This is a genomic window from Pseudomonas syringae group sp. 243L2 (assembly GCF_032587875.1).
In the GTDB taxonomy this organism is placed as follows: Bacteria; Pseudomonadota; Gammaproteobacteria; order Pseudomonadales; family Pseudomonadaceae; genus Aquipseudomonas; species Aquipseudomonas amygdali.
The window spans coordinates 130424-144604 of the sequence record NZ_JAWHPL010000014.1; the positions used below are offsets into that span (position 1 = coordinate 130424).

Annotated in this window: 16 protein-coding genes; 14 read left to right on the plus strand and 2 right to left on the minus strand. The window is 53.7% G+C overall.

What is annotated here, in order from left to right; translation table 11 throughout:
- Positions 1-25 precede the first annotated feature (25 nt).
- From RYB66_RS07915 to RYB66_RS07950, 8 genes are all read left to right on the plus strand, one after another.
- Positions 26-1372, plus strand: coding sequence for a voltage-gated chloride channel family protein (locus tag RYB66_RS07915; protein ID WP_087677440.1), 1347 nt, complete (start codon positions 26-28; stop codon positions 1370-1372).
- Positions 1369-1734 (plus strand): hypothetical protein, encoded by a 366-nt coding sequence (locus RYB66_RS07920; RefSeq protein ID WP_087673444.1) that lies wholly within the window; start codon positions 1369-1371, stop codon positions 1732-1734. Before RYB66_RS07915 ends, RYB66_RS07920 begins: the two co-directional genes overlap by 4 nt.
- An 80-nt stretch (positions 1735-1814) precedes the next feature.
- A complete protein-coding gene (locus RYB66_RS07925) occupies positions 1815-2138 on the plus strand; it encodes a DUF190 domain-containing protein (protein ID WP_087673443.1) in 324 nt (107 codons plus the stop codon).
- A 42-nt stretch (positions 2139-2180) separates the two neighbouring features.
- A complete protein-coding gene (locus tag RYB66_RS07930) occupies positions 2181-2447 on the plus strand; it encodes a hypothetical protein (RefSeq protein WP_057409479.1) in 267 nt (88 codons plus the stop codon).
- A 94-nt stretch (positions 2448-2541) separates the two neighbouring features.
- Positions 2542-2883 carry a hypothetical protein gene (locus RYB66_RS07935; RefSeq protein WP_163031786.1) on the plus strand — a complete coding sequence of 114 codons (342 nt, stop codon included), beginning with the start codon at positions 2542-2544 and terminating at the stop codon, positions 2881-2883.
- 73 nt (positions 2884-2956) lie between these two features.
- Complete coding sequence (gene eno, locus RYB66_RS07940; RefSeq protein WP_087677438.1) at positions 2957-4240, plus strand: phosphopyruvate hydratase; 1284 nt, start codon at positions 2957-2959, stop codon at positions 4238-4240.
- Positions 4241-4355: 115 nt separating this feature from the next.
- Positions 4356-4901 carry an inorganic diphosphatase gene (gene ppa, locus RYB66_RS07945; RefSeq protein WP_010924789.1) on the plus strand — a complete coding sequence of 182 codons (546 nt, stop codon included), beginning with the start codon at positions 4356-4358 and terminating at the stop codon, positions 4899-4901.
- On the plus strand, positions 4901-5503 hold the full coding sequence (locus RYB66_RS07950) for a uracil-DNA glycosylase (protein ID WP_052739322.1): 603 nt from the start codon (positions 4901-4903) through the stop codon (positions 5501-5503). Before ppa ends, RYB66_RS07950 begins: the two co-directional genes overlap by 1 nt.
- Before the next feature lie 8 nt (positions 5504-5511).
- On the opposite strand, the gene RYB66_RS07955 is transcribed toward RYB66_RS07950, so the two are convergent.
- Positions 5512-6681: a TDT family transporter gene (locus RYB66_RS07955; RefSeq protein WP_010924791.1), complete on the minus strand. Its 1170-nt coding sequence runs from the start codon at positions 6679-6681 to the stop codon at positions 5512-5514.
- Between the two features lie 117 nt (positions 6682-6798).
- Here RYB66_RS07955 and RYB66_RS07960 point away from each other — a divergent pair, with 117 nt between their 5' ends.
- The 4 genes from RYB66_RS07960 (at position 6799) to RYB66_RS07975 (ending at position 10241) form a co-directional block, all read left to right on the plus strand.
- Positions 6799-7695, plus strand: coding sequence for a LysR family transcriptional regulator (locus RYB66_RS07960; protein WP_003317531.1), 897 nt, complete (start codon positions 6799-6801; stop codon positions 7693-7695).
- A gap of 157 nt (positions 7696-7852) precedes the next feature.
- Positions 7853-8845 carry a beta-propeller fold lactonase family protein gene (locus RYB66_RS07965; RefSeq protein ID WP_003317529.1) on the plus strand — a complete coding sequence of 331 codons (993 nt, stop codon included), beginning with the start codon at positions 7853-7855 and terminating at the stop codon, positions 8843-8845.
- A gap of 329 nt (positions 8846-9174) precedes the next feature.
- The gene (locus RYB66_RS07970) at positions 9175-9555 is read left to right on the plus strand and encodes a hypothetical protein (RefSeq protein ID WP_003317528.1); all 381 of its coding nucleotides are present in this window, start codon (positions 9175-9177) and stop codon (positions 9553-9555) included.
- Between the two features lie 479 nt (positions 9556-10034).
- Positions 10035-10241 (plus strand): hypothetical protein, encoded by a 207-nt coding sequence (locus tag RYB66_RS07975; protein ID WP_074996485.1) that lies wholly within the window; start codon positions 10035-10037, stop codon positions 10239-10241.
- 28 nt (positions 10242-10269) lie between these two features.
- On the opposite strand, the gene RYB66_RS07980 is transcribed toward RYB66_RS07975, so the two are convergent.
- Positions 10270-11232, minus strand: a complete 963-nt coding sequence (locus tag RYB66_RS07980; protein WP_029571625.1) for a tyrosine-type recombinase/integrase — start codon at positions 11230-11232, stop codon at positions 10270-10272.
- Between the two features lie 266 nt (positions 11233-11498).
- Here RYB66_RS07980 and RYB66_RS07985 point away from each other — a divergent pair, with 266 nt between their 5' ends.
- Together RYB66_RS07985 and RYB66_RS07990 are read left to right on the plus strand one after the other, a co-directional pair.
- Positions 11499-11993, plus strand: a complete 495-nt coding sequence (locus RYB66_RS07985; protein ID WP_003425067.1) for a hypothetical protein — start codon at positions 11499-11501, stop codon at positions 11991-11993.
- Positions 11994-12125: 132 nt separating this feature from the next.
- The gene (locus RYB66_RS07990; protein WP_003425069.1) at positions 12126-14147 is read left to right on the plus strand and encodes a DNA topoisomerase III; all 2022 of its coding nucleotides are present in this window, start codon (positions 12126-12128) and stop codon (positions 14145-14147) included.
- Positions 14148-14181 lie beyond the last annotated feature (34 nt).

Consider the following 14181-nt stretch of genomic DNA (forward strand, 5'->3'; position numbering starts at 1 on the left):
CACTTACTTTTTTGTGGCTGGCCAAATGTCTAAATTTCGACGACCTGAACAACTCGACTTACTTCCCTATATAGCGAAATGGCTTGCGCTTGCAGGTCTTGTAGCTCTTTTGGCAGGCTCTGCTTCTGCGTTATTCCTCCTTTCCTTGGATCATGCCACCCAGTGGCGAGAAACCCATCCTTTGGTGATCTGGCTCCTGCCAGTGGCTGGCTTTGCTGTGGGACTTGCATATCACTTGATAGGCAAACCCGTTGATGCCGGAAACAACCTGATCATCGATGAGATCCATGATCCTAAGAAGATCGTGCCTTTGCGCATGGTGCCGATGGTGCTGATTGGAACCGTGATTTCCCACCTTTTTGGTGCATCTGTGGGACGTGAGGGGACGGCGGTGCAAATGGGCGGTGCCCTTGCCGATCAACTGACGCATGTCTTCCGTCTGCGCCGCGAAGACCGTCGGGTGATTCTCATGGCCGGTATCAGTGCTGGCTTTGCGTCCGTCTTCGGCACCCCTCTTGCCGGGGCTTTATTCGGACTTGAAGTATTGGCCATTGGACGTATGCGTTACGACGCGCTTTTCCCTTGCGTGGTTGCGGCAATCGTTGCTGACCAGGTGGGGCAAGCCTGGGGCGTGGTTCACACGCATTACGTCATTGGCGAAGTGGTTCCGGTGCAGCTGTGGAGCGTCATGGCTGTGGTGGCAGCTGGGATTGTCTTTGGCCTTACCGGCCTGCTATTCGCGACTGCGACCCACAAGCTCGGAGCCTCCGTTAAGCGGCTTATCACCTATTCACCATTAAGACCCTTCGCCGGCGGCCTGCTGATCGCAGTCGCAGTGTGGGCGCTCGGTAGTAACCATTACATCGACGTTGATAAGTACATCGGGCTAGGCATTCCGAGCATCGTCCAATCCTTTCAAATGCCAATGGCCCCTTGGGACTGGCTTGGAAAGATGGTGTTCACCGTTGTCTCCCTGGGGACTGGATTCAAGGGCGGCGAAGTCACACCGCTGTTTTACATCGGTGCCACCTTGGGGAATGCGCTGGCTCCCCTCTTGCACCTTCCCTTCGGCATGCTGGCTGGTATCGGCTTTGTCGCCGTCTTTGCCGGTGCAGCTAATACGCCACTGGCAACCATCGTTATGGCCATGGAGCTCTTCGGGCCCGAAATTGCTCCGCTTGCAGCCATTGCCTGTATCGCAAGTTACCTCGTATCCGGACACACCGGGATCTATCACGCCCAGCGCGTCGCCCACAGCAAGCATCACCGTCCTCTTCCGGAGGAAATCCGGCTCTCTGATATCAAGCAATTTCATGCTCAAAGTGAATCCGCCAGCGAGCGGAAAGTGACTCTTGCGGGGGAAGAGAAATGATTGAACATCACCAAGATCGCCTGAGAGCTTTGCAACTCTATTTTCCTGGCGCTAGCCGGGCTCGCGTGACCAGCTTCTGGCACCACCTAAGCGCACCTGCACTAGCCCAGCACCTCCTTAAAGTTGCTCAAAAAGCAAAAATTGAGCAGGTCATGCTCAAGACGATTTCTGCAGGTTATTTGCCAGGCTATCGCATCTCCCATCATCACCCGGAGCTTGGCGATATGCGTCATCCCCAGTGTCTGGAATTGCTGGATACAGAGGACAAGCTGCGCGCATTCCTGCGCGACCACGCTGACGAGTTACGCAAAGTGCGAGCAGTTCTTCTCTTATGTGAGTTACCGCTCACTGACGCGTCGTAATTCAGTTTGAAAACAGCTCGGAAATGAAGAGGTAAGGCCGACCGAAGCGTCGGTCACTCGCGACATTAGAGGATGTAGCTATGAACGGCTTTCAACTGACGTTTTTCACCGAACAGAGTACCAACTACCAGCACCTTCCACTGGGAGAGTGGTTGGTCGAGTTCGCAAAGCGAGAGGGCGCGCTGGGTGCGACGTTGGTAAGCGGTACAGAGGGGCTAGATCATTTGGGGCGTTTGCATACCGCACATTTCCTCAGCGGTGCCGATCATCCCGTCACGGTGACGATATCCACTGATGAAATTGGGTGCGACAGGTTGCTGGAGGCCTTGGCCAAGGAGTCGTTTTCACTGAGCTATATCAAATTGCCCATCGAATACGGTCGAGTGGGCCAGGCGAAAAACTAAAAAACGCACCTTGTTGGACAACCAATAAAAAGGATAAGCGCCATGTACCGAGTTTATAACCTACGTCCACAGCCAGCACCTGCTAACTGGGCTCGTGACAACAAGCCGCTTCTCGTAGGACTGGTTTTCTGGTCACTTTTTCTGGCCGGCATCGCAGGCAGTCAAAAGGTCTCGAGCGAGGGGTGGTACATAGTCACCTCGCTCGAAGGCGCATTGGTCACGCTGCGTATGCCCAGTGAGAAGTCCTGCAAGGCCGACGTAGCCCAGACCTGCGTACCGGGCTACGAGCTGAGAGCACAGCAACATTGAGCGCGATGGCGGTTGGCAATCCAAAGATGAGATCGCGAAATGGAGCTCACCGACGTCGGCTCATCAAAATCATTTTAGAGAATTGGGAGACCACATGAGCGCAGTGACGCTGAGCATCGTATTCGGGCTTGTGATGGGCAGGTTTTTCACAGGATCCGTCTATGAGTTCGCCGCGCTTTTCATCGTAAGCGTTGGAGTGTCCTTGCTGACCTTTCATCTGCTAAATCAAAGGCGCGTCAGGCTACAAGCCCAGACGGCGTATTGCTGCTCTGTAATGGTTGCTTCAAACCAAATGATGGAGCTTTTCCAGATGGCAAAAAGAGGGCAGTTCATGCCCTTGGTGGGAGAGATTCCTGAACTAATTATTGGAGGCTTCTTGGTTACCGCAATTGCGGTGTCGGCAGTGCAGCTGTTCAGGATACTCATGGAGAGCTGACGTCCGACATAGAGGCCTATCAACGGTTTCACATCGTTAATGACGTTCCCGAATCGTTACTTGGAGAAGATCTATGAAAACGCAAATCCAGGCCATTCATGCACGTGAAATTCTCGATTCACGCGGCAACCCTACCGTTGAAGTCGACGTCACCTTGGAGTGCGGCGCCATGGGCCGGGCTTCAGTACCGTCCGGTGCCTCTACAGGCGCTCACGAAGCAGTTGAGTTGCGTGACAAAGATACACAGCGGTACTCCGGCAAGGGAGTGTTAAAGGCCGTTAGCAATGTGAATACCGAAATACTTGAGTCTCTGAGGGGCATGAATGCGATTGACCAGGAACAAATTGATCATTTTATGATTAAGCTGGATGGAACCTCTGATAAATCCAGGCTTGGAGGAAACGCGATCTTGGGCGTGAGCCTCGCCGTTGCCAGAGCGGCGGCTTCTGCGCTGAACTTGCCCTTGTTCCAATATCTGGGCGGCGAGCAAGCAGCAAGAATGCCCGTCCCGATGTTCAATATTCTCAATGGCGGTGTTCACGCCAACTGGCAAGGCCCTGACTTTCAGGAATTCATGATTGCACCTACAGGGGCTGGCAGTTTCAAGGAAGCCTTTCGTTGGGGCGCTGAGGTGTACCACGAGCTGAAAGTGGTGCTTAAGGACGCCGGCTACTCAACTGCGGTCGGAGATGAAGGCGGCTTTGCTCCGACGCTCAAGAAAAACTCAGATGCCATTGAGCTGATCCTCAAGGCAATTGAAAGGGCCGGTTACGCCCCTGGATCTCAGATCGAGATCGCTATCGATCCAGCATCCAGCGGTTTCTATGAAAACGGTCTTTACCATCTGCGTTCGGAAGGTCGTAAGGTCGATGCCCAAGAGCTGATTAGCCTCTATTCCTCCTGGGTCGACAAGTACCCGATTGCGGTACTGGAAGATGGCCTCGCGGAAGACGATTGGGCGGGCTGGAAGCTATTGAATACTGCGCTGGGTGACCGGATCGAGTTGGTTGGAGATGACCTGTTTGTCACCAACGTCGAACGGATCCAGCGAGGCATCACAGAAAACGTCGCCAATGCCGTACTGATCAAACCCAATCAAATCGGAACCCTGACTGAGACCAAGGCCGCCATCGTAATGGCCTATGGGGCAAATTGGGGGGCGATGGTTTCTCATCGTAGCGGGGAGACGGTGGACAGCTCCATCGCTGATCTGACTGTCGCGATGGGGACTGGCCATCTCAAGACAGGAGCTCCATGCCGGGGGGAGCGGGTCGAGAAATACAATCAGTTTCTGCGAATAGAAGAGCATCTTGGCAGCCGTGCGTTTTATGCAGGACATGATGCATTCGTGCGCTGACGGCCTATCGCCGGTAAACCTGTTGGACTGGTTACCGTAAAAAAACGAACCACGTATAGCTGTTGGCAAAAACGTCAGTGGCATTGGCCTTTCCTAGACGCTTGGAGATATGAGCATGAGCTACACGGATATTCCAGCTGGTAACGCGATCCCCGATGACTTCTTCACCGTTATCGAGATTCCTGCAAACCACTCGCCGATCAAGTACGAGGTGGACAAGCCAAGTGGACAGATCTTCGTTGATCGCTTCCTCAGCACGCCGATGTTCTACCCGGCTAACTACGGGTTCATTCCAAATACCTTGAGCGATGACGGCGATCCTTTGGACGTCCTCGTGATTTGCCCTTACCCGGTATCACCTGGCGTTGTCATCCGCAGTCGCCCAGTAGGTGTGATGTACATGACGGACGAAGCTGGTGCGGATGCCAAGGTAATCGCAGTGCCTCATGAAAAACTCAGCTCTATGTACAGCAATGTAAAGGAATGCTCTGACCTCCCTGCGTTACTCCTCGCACAGATTCAGCACTTCTTCGAAAACTACAAAGCGTTAGAGCCGGGTAAGTGGGTGAAAATGGGCCGCTGGGGGAGCGCAGACGAAGCGCGGGAAGATATTCGTAAATCGGTAGCGGCCTATAACCTGAAGAAGGAGGCTTGCAAGTAGTGTTACTCAATCAGAAGAGCGCAGAGCAGGAAATTTCTCTGAAGGTAAGAGAAGACTTTTTGCTGCTGCCGAAAACTGCTGAATTGACGCGCTGGGTAATGGCCCAGTCCACGGGCGGAAGAACTTTACCGTATTTCGATCCACTGGATGGCGGCGTCTTCGCAAGGGTATTGATCTTGTTGGAATCGCCCGCTCGAACGGTCAGTCTTCCACGGTATGTCTCAAGAGACAATCCGGGGCCTGCACAACGCAACCTGAAAGGTTTCATTGAGCAGGTTGGACTGGCACGTCACAAAACCGTCCTTTGGAATTTGTACCCTTGGTTACCAGATCTCGATAAGCCCAAGGGTCCGCTCCGCAGAGCGCAAATTGAGGAAGGTATCGAGATGCTGATCACGCTACTGACGCTTTTCCCTGATCTCGTCACTATCGTGTTTGCCGGACGTGTTGCCCAGAAAGCCATACCGCGTGTTCGGCTCGCCTTCCCTAATTTTTCATTGCTGGAAATGCCACACCCAAGTCCCCTTTCTGTTTGCACTCACCCGAATGTTAGGCAGCGCATTTTGTCCACACTGCGTCACGCCAAACAGTCGATCAAGTAGCCAAAGGCTCAGGTTTTGCTCGCCTTGTTCAGCGAGTGGATACACGGCGAGACGAACAAGTTGCCGCGATAGGCACCAGCCAGGGTTTTAGCCGCGACGATCATCCACATGACAGTCAGCATCAACACCAGCACCACGCCAAAGAAGCTAAAGAACGTGAGGTGCAGCATAGAGCCCAATTTGAGGGTTGTTACGGCGTACACTCCCAGCGGAAAGGTGAAGCCCCACCAGCCGAGGTTGAAGGGAATGCCCTCCCTGAAGTAGCGCCCGGTAATTAGCAGCGCCAATACCATCCACCACAATCCCAGCCCCCAGAACAGCACACCACCGATCAAGCCAATGCCCTCGGCTACGCCGCCGATGCTTGCCATTCCATGAGCAGCAAAGATTGCTGGAGCATCGTTGCCCAGCAGCAACATCCCCAAAGCCCCGGTACCGATCGGCCCTAAAGACAGCCAGCTCGATGCTGCCATGCTTTCATGAGGTAGTTTGTGCAGCGCCATGCGCAGTAACAGGATCACCAGTATGCTCAAGGCGACGGGCACCGAGTAGGCCCACAGCACGTAGCTGGTGATGAGCATGGTGAACTGTGCGCTCGCATCAGCGAGGTGCGGAGCCAATAGACCGCCACTGGCGGCAGCCACCTCAGCCGCAACTACTGGCAGCAGCCATACCGCTGTCATCTGATCAATGCTGTGCTGCTGGCGAGTAAACATCATATACGGGATCAGCACCCCGCAGGCCAATGCCATGGTGACATCGATCCACCACAACACTTCCGCTAAAGCGACTACCCCACCCCCCCAGCGTGGCAAACCATAAAGGAGAAAACCGTTGATGATGGTCGCCAATCCCATGGGGATAGTTCCAAAAAACATCGATACAGTGGAGTGGCCGAAGATCTGTTTGGCCTCGTCGAAGAACAATACCCAACGGCTCGCGTACATCAGCGTAAACAGGCAAAACAGCACGATATTAAAAAACCACAAGGCTTCCCCTAACGCTTTGGGCCACTGCGCAACAAAGGGCAGTTGGCCCAGAGCCAGCGCCAGAATCCCGGTGCCCATCGTGGCGGCGAACCAGTTGGGTGTGAACTGCCGGATCGCTTCTCGTGGATTGGACAAAGCCGCCAGTGGATGGCTGCCGCCCATTATAGCTGCGAGTCGTGTCTCACTCATTTTCGCGCTCCCGCTTCAGTGTGCCTTCAATATGACATGGTTGAAGTATAGCTTGATGGGAATAGCGGTAAAAACGGATAGTATAGGTTTATATGACCTATAAAGAAGGTAGATTACATGAAGCTAAGCCTACGCCAGCTACAAATTTTCTGCGCCGTCGCGCAGCACGGTAGCACCACCAGCGCCGCCATTTCGGTGTCACTGTCCCAATCTGCAACCAGCGCCGCACTGAACGAGTTGGAAAGCGCCTTGGATACCAGGCTGTTCGACCGTGTAGGCAAGCGTTTAGTGCTGAACGATAACGGCCATGCCTTACTGCCTCAAGCCAGAAGGATGCTTGAGAATGCACAACAGATAGAGGCCAGTTTCTTACCCGGCCATGCCGGGCTGAAGACACGCTTGCGGGTAGGATGCAGTACCACGATAGGCAATTATGTTCTGCCATTGATTCTCGGTGAGCTACGTCAATCAACACCACATTTGAGGGTCGATGTCGACATGGCCAACAGCATGGCTATCGCAAGAAGAGTCGCTGATTTCGAGATTGATATGGGCCTGATCGAGGGGCCTTGCCACCTGCCCGAACTCAGTGCCGAGCCTTGGCTAATTGATGAGTTGCTTATTGCCGCAGGCCAACGGCACCCCTTGGCACTAAAGCAGCAGGTCACACTTGATGATCTTCGTACCGCTGAATGGCTACTGCGCGAGCCAGGTTCTGGTACCCGTGAAGAAGTCGAACAATTGCTGCTGCGTCATTTGCACGATCTCGCCGAAACGCGCCAGATCGGCAGTTCAGAGGCCATCAAGCATACCCTCGCACAAGGCATCGGCATCAGTTGCCTGTCCCGCTGGGTCGTTCGGGATCTACTGGCCTCTGAAGTCTTGGTTGAACTGCCGCACGCGTTGCCTGCACTGACCCGACGTTTTTTTCTGATCCGTCACCGGGACAAATACATCTCGCCTGGGCTTGAGCGATTCTGGGAAAAATGCAGTCAATTCGTGAGCCAGGAGTAGCTAGACCTATTTATAAAACAGGTAAGAGCTACCAAAACAAGTTGTTTGCGGAATTTATCAACGACGCATAAAGTCAACTCATTGCCCTGCAGCGATGAACGAGTTGTATATGCCAAGGCGCGACTGGGTGCCTTGCTTACCCTATGAGGAAATTCTGATGAATGTGATAAAGAAAACCGTCACAGCCCTGACGTTGGGTGTTGCGTTGGCCGCATCGATGAGCGCGTGGGCCGCGCAAGATCGCTGGACGTTTGACGGCGATATTCACAACAACTCGCTGGCCGTCAGCCCTGATGAAACGACGGCGGTGGTCTCTTACAGTCAGCGTCCAGATGTAGTGGTTTATGATTTGAAAACCGGTAAGGTTCGCCAGGTTCTCACCGGCTACGTCACGCCGCGAAATATTGTGTTTTCGCCAACTGGCGATGTGTTCTACCTCTCCGACAGCAGTTTGGGGGTCGTGCGCAAGATTGACACCAAGACTTTAAAAGTGATCGCAGATATTCCGTTGGGCGCAGGTGCTTTTGGTACCACACTCAGCAAGGACGGAAGCCTGCTCTACGTCAACAATGAAGCGGCCAGCACGCTGTCGGTCATTGACCTTGATCACCAGCGGCCAGTAGCTGTGGTACCTGGCTTCTCCCAACCGCGCCAGGGCATCCGAGTAAGTCCTGACGGCAAAACCGTCTATGTCACCAACTTTCTTGGGGACAAAATTACCTTGGTCGACAGCAAGACCAATACGATTGAAGGTGAGATCACTGGCTTCAACAAGTTGCGCGCCATCTCCATATCGGCGGACGGCAATACGCTGTACGCGGCTAACAGCGGCAGTAACAGCATCGCAGTTGTCGACACTCAAAAACGCGCCATCACAACCACCGTCATTGTTGGCAAAGACCCCTACGGCGCAGCCCTCACTCCAGACGGGCTGCACGTCTACTCGGGTAACCTCGGTGACAACAGCCTTTCAGTGATCGACACCAAAACGCTGAAAGTGACCACCACTGTGACCGGTTTGAAGGCACCCCGCCAGGCCATTGTCTTCACCAAAGACAAGTCGAAGGCGTATGTCCTCAATGAGGACTTGAGTATCTCCACAGTCGATCTCGCCAGCAACAAGGTGGTGTCGACGCTCAAGGCCGACTGATTGAACAGCGCAGGCCTTCATGGGGGCCTGCTGATACTCCACGACCAAGTGAATAATAATGAGTGAAAATGATGAGTCCTGGATGATGGATCGCCGTCGCTCATTGAGATGAGCCAATGATGCTTGACCGTGAGCGTCGCTTTGCTCAATTGAGGAAGGCACAGGGTCCGGGGGGGGGGAGAGCCCAGCATTCCAGCAAAAAATGATATCGGGACGTTTTTTCTATGGAGTCGAATTAACCTGTTTGTGGCTCGTCTATTGTCTGATCGCTTGCCGTTTCAGAGGCAGGTGGGTCTTCTAAAAATTAAAAATGACCAAAGGAAATACATATGTTCAAAAAGATGATTCTCACCGTCGCTGTTGCCGCCAGCTGCATGTCGGGTTTGGCGCTCGCCGATGCGCCAGTCAAGCTTGCTGAAACGGACAAGGGAAAAGTACTCGTAGACGCAAAAGGTATGACTCTTTATACCTTCGGTAAGGACACCTCGGGCAAGTCGGTCTGCAATGGGCCATGCGCTTCAAACTGGCCACCTCTACCGGTATCCGCAGACGCGAAAGCGGGTCATGATTACTCTGTCATCACTCGAGACGATGGCACAAAACAATGGGCATACAAAGGCATGCCACTTTACAGCTGGGTCAAAGATACCAAGCCAGGGGATACAACCGGTGACGGCGTCAACCAAGTCTGGCACGTTGCCAAGCCGTAACGTCAAATAATTAATAGGCTGGCTTACGCCACTGGCTTTGTCAGTGGCGCAAACCAGAAGAATACACACCTGATATTTTCGCCAACATACAGCCGCCGCGCCTCATAAATCTTTGATGGATCATTTCAACGAAAAATGGGGCCGAGGTACGGTACACCTTGGACGTATTCCCGTAACGCCAGCCTGAGGATTTCGTTTGGCCGGGAGTCTGTGACGATGCGCATGGTGGTTCCATCCAGCCGCTAGTGGACCGATATTCTGAGGCAACGCCAATTAGAACGGTAGGGCATCGTAAATATGCGGGCGAAGGTCTGCTTATGGCCGAAAGCTGCCGTTAATAAGCCGACCAACAGGCGTCGCTTTATTGGTTGGTGCGCATGGCTTACAACTCAAACAAGGGTATGGTTTTGGGCGTATCAAACCGGCCCGCACAGCGCTACCTTCAGCATCTAACAAACGTACGCTGAGGAGTCGAAACAGTGGAGACTGAACGAGGTGTTGAGGAATGGAACGGTCGATGGTCGATCGTTGCCGGACGTGCTGTATGCACTGGCTGCATGGAAAGCCAAGCGCTGGAAGACAGCGAAAGCCCCTTTCTACATGCCGACACCTGTCCAGCCAGCGATGTGGAAGGTCATCATCCATGGGCAGCGTTGCACCACATCCTCGGCAGTGCGCGTGGGTGAGCTGCCGCTTAGGCCTCGATCACTTCAATTAATACTTCACTTTATAGGTGGGTGAATCCTCCGGCCGGTTCTCCCGCCGATCGTAGATCTTGGTCGTGCTGATGTTGGCATGACCCAGCCAGGCCTGGACCTTGGCGATATCGGCTTCATGCTCCAAGGCGTTGGTGGCTGCCGTTGCTCGGAGTCCATGAACCCCAAGGCCGTCGACCTCAATCCCGGCCTTTTTCGCGTAGGCCGTGACGACGGCATAGATGCCGTTTGCCGTGATACCGGCGCCGGTCAATTTACCTCGCAGCGGCATGAACAGTGGCACCTTCCGTTCGGCCAGATGATGCTCTGAGTTTTCCAGGTACTGATGAATACGCCCGGCTGCGATCGGGTGCAACGGGAGGTATCGCACCTTGCCGCCCTTGCCGTGAACCTTCAGATGCTGAATACCGCGGCGCTCCTGAATGTCGCTCACCTGCAGCAGCGCCGCTTCTTCGCGGCGTAGCCCGTGATAAAGAAGAACAGCCAATAGCGCCCGGTCGCGTTGCCCTTTGAGCGTCGTTTCATCCGGGGCTTCGAGCAGCGCTTTGGCCTGGTGATCGCCCAATGCCGGAGTCTTGCCTTCGTTGCTTTCAATCTTCGGCCGTTTTACTCCGTGCACGGGATTGCCGCCGGCGATTGCATTGCTTTCCAGGAGATGATCAAAAAGGCTGGCCAGCGCGGCCAATTTGCGCCGGATCGTCGCTCCCGCTAAGCCGCGATGTTCTAGCTGGGCACGCCAGGCCAGAACGTGCGATCGGGTCACCACACGAAACTCATCGGCCGAAGCCAAACCGACAAATCCGCAGAAGTCTTCTAAGTCATTTTGGTAGGCGCGTCGTGTGCGAGGGTTGTCGAGGTTGGCAAACCACTCGACTGCGGCCGGCACCCGGGCCAGTGTCTGAAATTCGACTGACGTCAGCCTGCGCTGATCGTTCTGGGCGGTTTTCGTCAGTTCATGCATATCTATCTCTCTGTTGGCACAGCTACGATCACTGATGGTCATCCCAGTCACCAAAGCAACGCGCTAAGCTATCGGCGTACGCAGATCGGATAAACGGCAATAATTGGTGATAACGTATTTTATCACCCTAAATTAGCTTTCGCTTGGATCGGAGGTTCTCTCGAAGCGCACCTCCTACCGATCATCAAAAGTGCAGAGTCATCAGGCTTGCTATCAGGAATCTCACTGCTATTATCAAATCGCCACTATCAAAAGGAATTGCGTCAATGACTGGACCAAGAGTTTACGTTATCCAATATGATGAAAAGAACGAGTACCCCTATGGATTTGTTTCAGTTCCAGATTGGGAGATGAAGCTTCCAGAAAAGATTCAGGACGAGGATGCACTTCGCATTCAATATGTAGTTGAATATAATAAAGATGGGGACGCAGAACTTTACAAAGTTACAGGATGGGACCGGAGGATAGTAAACCGATCGCAAGGAAAGATGATTGACTGGACTCTGAGAATAGGGGGGACAGTTGGATTATCCAAGGAGCAGGTAAATTACTTGTTGGATACTTACCGTCCAGGTACGGAACTGACATCTTCTCAAGTGACAGACTTTGACGCCTTTCTAAATAGATCTCGTAAACCTCCAGAGGTCTTCGACCTAGACGGAGTTTTAAGGAAGGCAATGTCGTTGGAGGATGCAAAGCTTGCGGTTTCGAAATTCTACCATGTTAGACCTGAGCAGGTTCAAATCAACATCATAGGATAAATGACGGCATTCGGTGGACGCGTGAGGCGCTTCAGATAACCCTGTTGGACCAGTATAGGGTTTTCTAAGGCGCATAACTTCTCAAGCAGGCAATGTTTCTCCTTTGAGTAAAACGACCTCATCGGAGTCCTTATGCGTTTGTATCTGTGCGAGAAGCCCAGCCAGGGTAAAGACATCGCCGCCGTACTCGGGGCCAAGACACGAGGTGACGGCTGCATCAAGGGCAATGGTGTGGCCGTGACCTGGGGAATTGGGCACTTGCTGGAAACGGCTCCACCGGATGCCTATGGCGATCACCTGAAAAACTGGAGCCTGGATACACTTCCAATCCTGCCTGTTGAATGGAAAGTGCTCGTAAAGCCGAAAACCTCCAGTCAGTTCAAGATCGTCAAGCAGCTTCTCAAGCAGGCTACCGAGCTCGTCATTGCGACAGACGCTGACCGCGAGGGGGAGATGATCGCGCGCGAACTGATCGAGTATTGTGGGTACCGAGGACCGATTCAGAGGCTATGGCTGTCTGCGCTCAATGAAGCATCCATCCGCCAAGCGCTCAACACCGTCAAGCAAGGCTCAGAAACCTACCCGTTGTACCTCTCGGCGCTCGCTCGCTCCAGAGCGGACTGGCTCATCGGTATGAATTTTTCGCGGCTATTCACCCTGCTCGGCCGACAGGCCGGGTACACCGGTGTGCTCTCCGTGGGCCGTGTCCAAACACCGACCCTTCGCCTGGTGGTCGACCGCGACCGGGATATCTCGAACTTCATACCCAAACCGTTCTGGAGTGTCGAGGTTCAACTCTGGACGGCAGGACAATCGTTCTTGGCGAAATGGGTCGCCGATGAGTACGTGGTAGATGAGGAAGGCCGTTGCCTTGATCAAGCTGCTGCAGCTGCTGCACTGGCCGCGCTGAAAAGTAGTCAGGCTGCCTCAACAGTTTCTGTTGATACAAAGCGTGGCAAGGATCCAGCTCCGCTCCCGTTCGATCTGAGCACCCTGCAGGAGGTGTGCTCTGCAAAGTTTGGGATGGGTGTGCAAGAGACGCTGGACGTAGCACAGTCACTTTACGAAACTCACAAGGCGACGACCTACCCAAGGACCGATTGCGGGTACCTGCCGGAGAGCATGTTTGACGAAGTGCCGATGGTCCTCGATGCTCTGAATCGAACGGATCCATCCATCGGCAAAACGCTGCAACTGATCGACCCGGAGCAACGTTCCCGGGCATGGAATGACAAAAAAATCACTGGTCCCCACCACGGGATAATCCCCACGCTTGAACCTGCAAACCTTTCAGCAATGTCTGAGAAGGAACGCAAGGTCTATGAATTGATCCGCGCCCACTTCCTTGCGCAGTTCCTGCCTACCCATGAGTACGACCGGACCGTGGCCACCTTCGAATGCAATGCCGTTCTACTGCAAGCAGTGGGCAAGCGAATCGTGGTCCCAGGCTGGAAGGTTCTTTTTTCTGCATCGTCCGAAGAAGAGGCTGATGACAGTGGCGGCCGCTCTCAGATCCTGCCAGTGCTGCAAATTGGCACTCGGTGTGACGTTCAGGACCTGCATCTCAAATCGCTGAAAACTGAGCCGCCCAAGGCTTACACCGAAGGTACATTGATCAAAGCGATGAAAACCATTGCCAAGCTGGTGAAGGATCCACGACTGGCTCAAAAGCTCAAGGAAACCACCGGTATTGGTACTGAAGCAACTCGCGCAGGCACGATTCAGGGCTTGATAGACCGAGGGTCACTCATCAAGAAAGGTAGCGCGCTGCGAGCAACTGAAGCAGCATTCTCGCTAATTGATGCGGTCCCTCCTGCTGTGGCCGATCCCGGCACAACTGCGATATGGGAGCAAGCGCTTACGATGATCGAGCAAGGCACCTTGACGCTCGATGATTTTATCGCCAGACAATCGAGCTGGATCACCAGGCTCGTCGAACAATACAAAGGCACCACCTTGTCGATCAAAGTGCCCGAAGGTCCCAAGTGCCCTTTGTGCAGTGCGAAAACCTCGCAGCGTAAAGGATCCTCAGGCGTTTTCTGGGCGTGTTCCCGCTACCCCGAATGCAAAGGTACGGTGAACATTGGTACAGGGAAGAAAAAATCACCTGGCAAGTCAGCCAAGCCCCGAGCCGCTACTGTCAAGAGCAGCTGAGAGGCTGGTGATAGCGGGGTTACAAATGATGTGC

What these genes read in the sequence shown, in the direction of transcription:
- RYB66_RS07915 (WP_087677440.1), top strand. Translation starts at nt 26, where the DNA reads ATGTCTAAATTTCGACGACCTGAACAACTCGACTTACTTCCCTATATA.
- RYB66_RS07920 (WP_087673444.1), top strand. Translation starts at nt 1,369, where the DNA reads ATGATTGAACATCACCAAGATCGCCTGAGAGCTTTGCAACTCTATTTT.
- RYB66_RS07925 (WP_087673443.1), top strand. Translation starts at nt 1,815, where the DNA reads ATGAACGGCTTTCAACTGACGTTTTTCACCGAACAGAGTACCAACTAC.
- RYB66_RS07930 (WP_057409479.1), top strand. Translation starts at nt 2,181, where the DNA reads ATGTACCGAGTTTATAACCTACGTCCACAGCCAGCACCTGCTAACTGG.
- RYB66_RS07935 (WP_163031786.1), top strand. Translation starts at nt 2,542, where the DNA reads ATGAGCGCAGTGACGCTGAGCATCGTATTCGGGCTTGTGATGGGCAGG.
- eno (WP_087677438.1), top strand. Translation starts at nt 2,957, where the DNA reads ATGAAAACGCAAATCCAGGCCATTCATGCACGTGAAATTCTCGATTCA.
- ppa (WP_010924789.1), top strand. Translation starts at nt 4,356, where the DNA reads ATGAGCTACACGGATATTCCAGCTGGTAACGCGATCCCCGATGACTTC.
- RYB66_RS07955 (WP_010924791.1), bottom strand. Translation starts at nt 6,681, where the DNA reads ATGAGTGAGACACGACTCGCAGCTATAATGGGCGGCAGCCATCCACTG.
- RYB66_RS07960 (WP_003317531.1), top strand. Translation starts at nt 6,799, where the DNA reads ATGAAGCTAAGCCTACGCCAGCTACAAATTTTCTGCGCCGTCGCGCAG.
- RYB66_RS07965 (WP_003317529.1), top strand. Translation starts at nt 7,853, where the DNA reads ATGAATGTGATAAAGAAAACCGTCACAGCCCTGACGTTGGGTGTTGCG.
- RYB66_RS07970 (WP_003317528.1), top strand. Translation starts at nt 9,175, where the DNA reads ATGTTCAAAAAGATGATTCTCACCGTCGCTGTTGCCGCCAGCTGCATG.
- RYB66_RS07980 (WP_029571625.1), bottom strand. Translation starts at nt 11,232, where the DNA reads ATGCATGAACTGACGAAAACCGCCCAGAACGATCAGCGCAGGCTGACG.
- RYB66_RS07985 (WP_003425067.1), top strand. Translation starts at nt 11,499, where the DNA reads ATGACTGGACCAAGAGTTTACGTTATCCAATATGATGAAAAGAACGAG.
- RYB66_RS07990 (WP_003425069.1), top strand. Translation starts at nt 12,126, where the DNA reads ATGCGTTTGTATCTGTGCGAGAAGCCCAGCCAGGGTAAAGACATCGCC.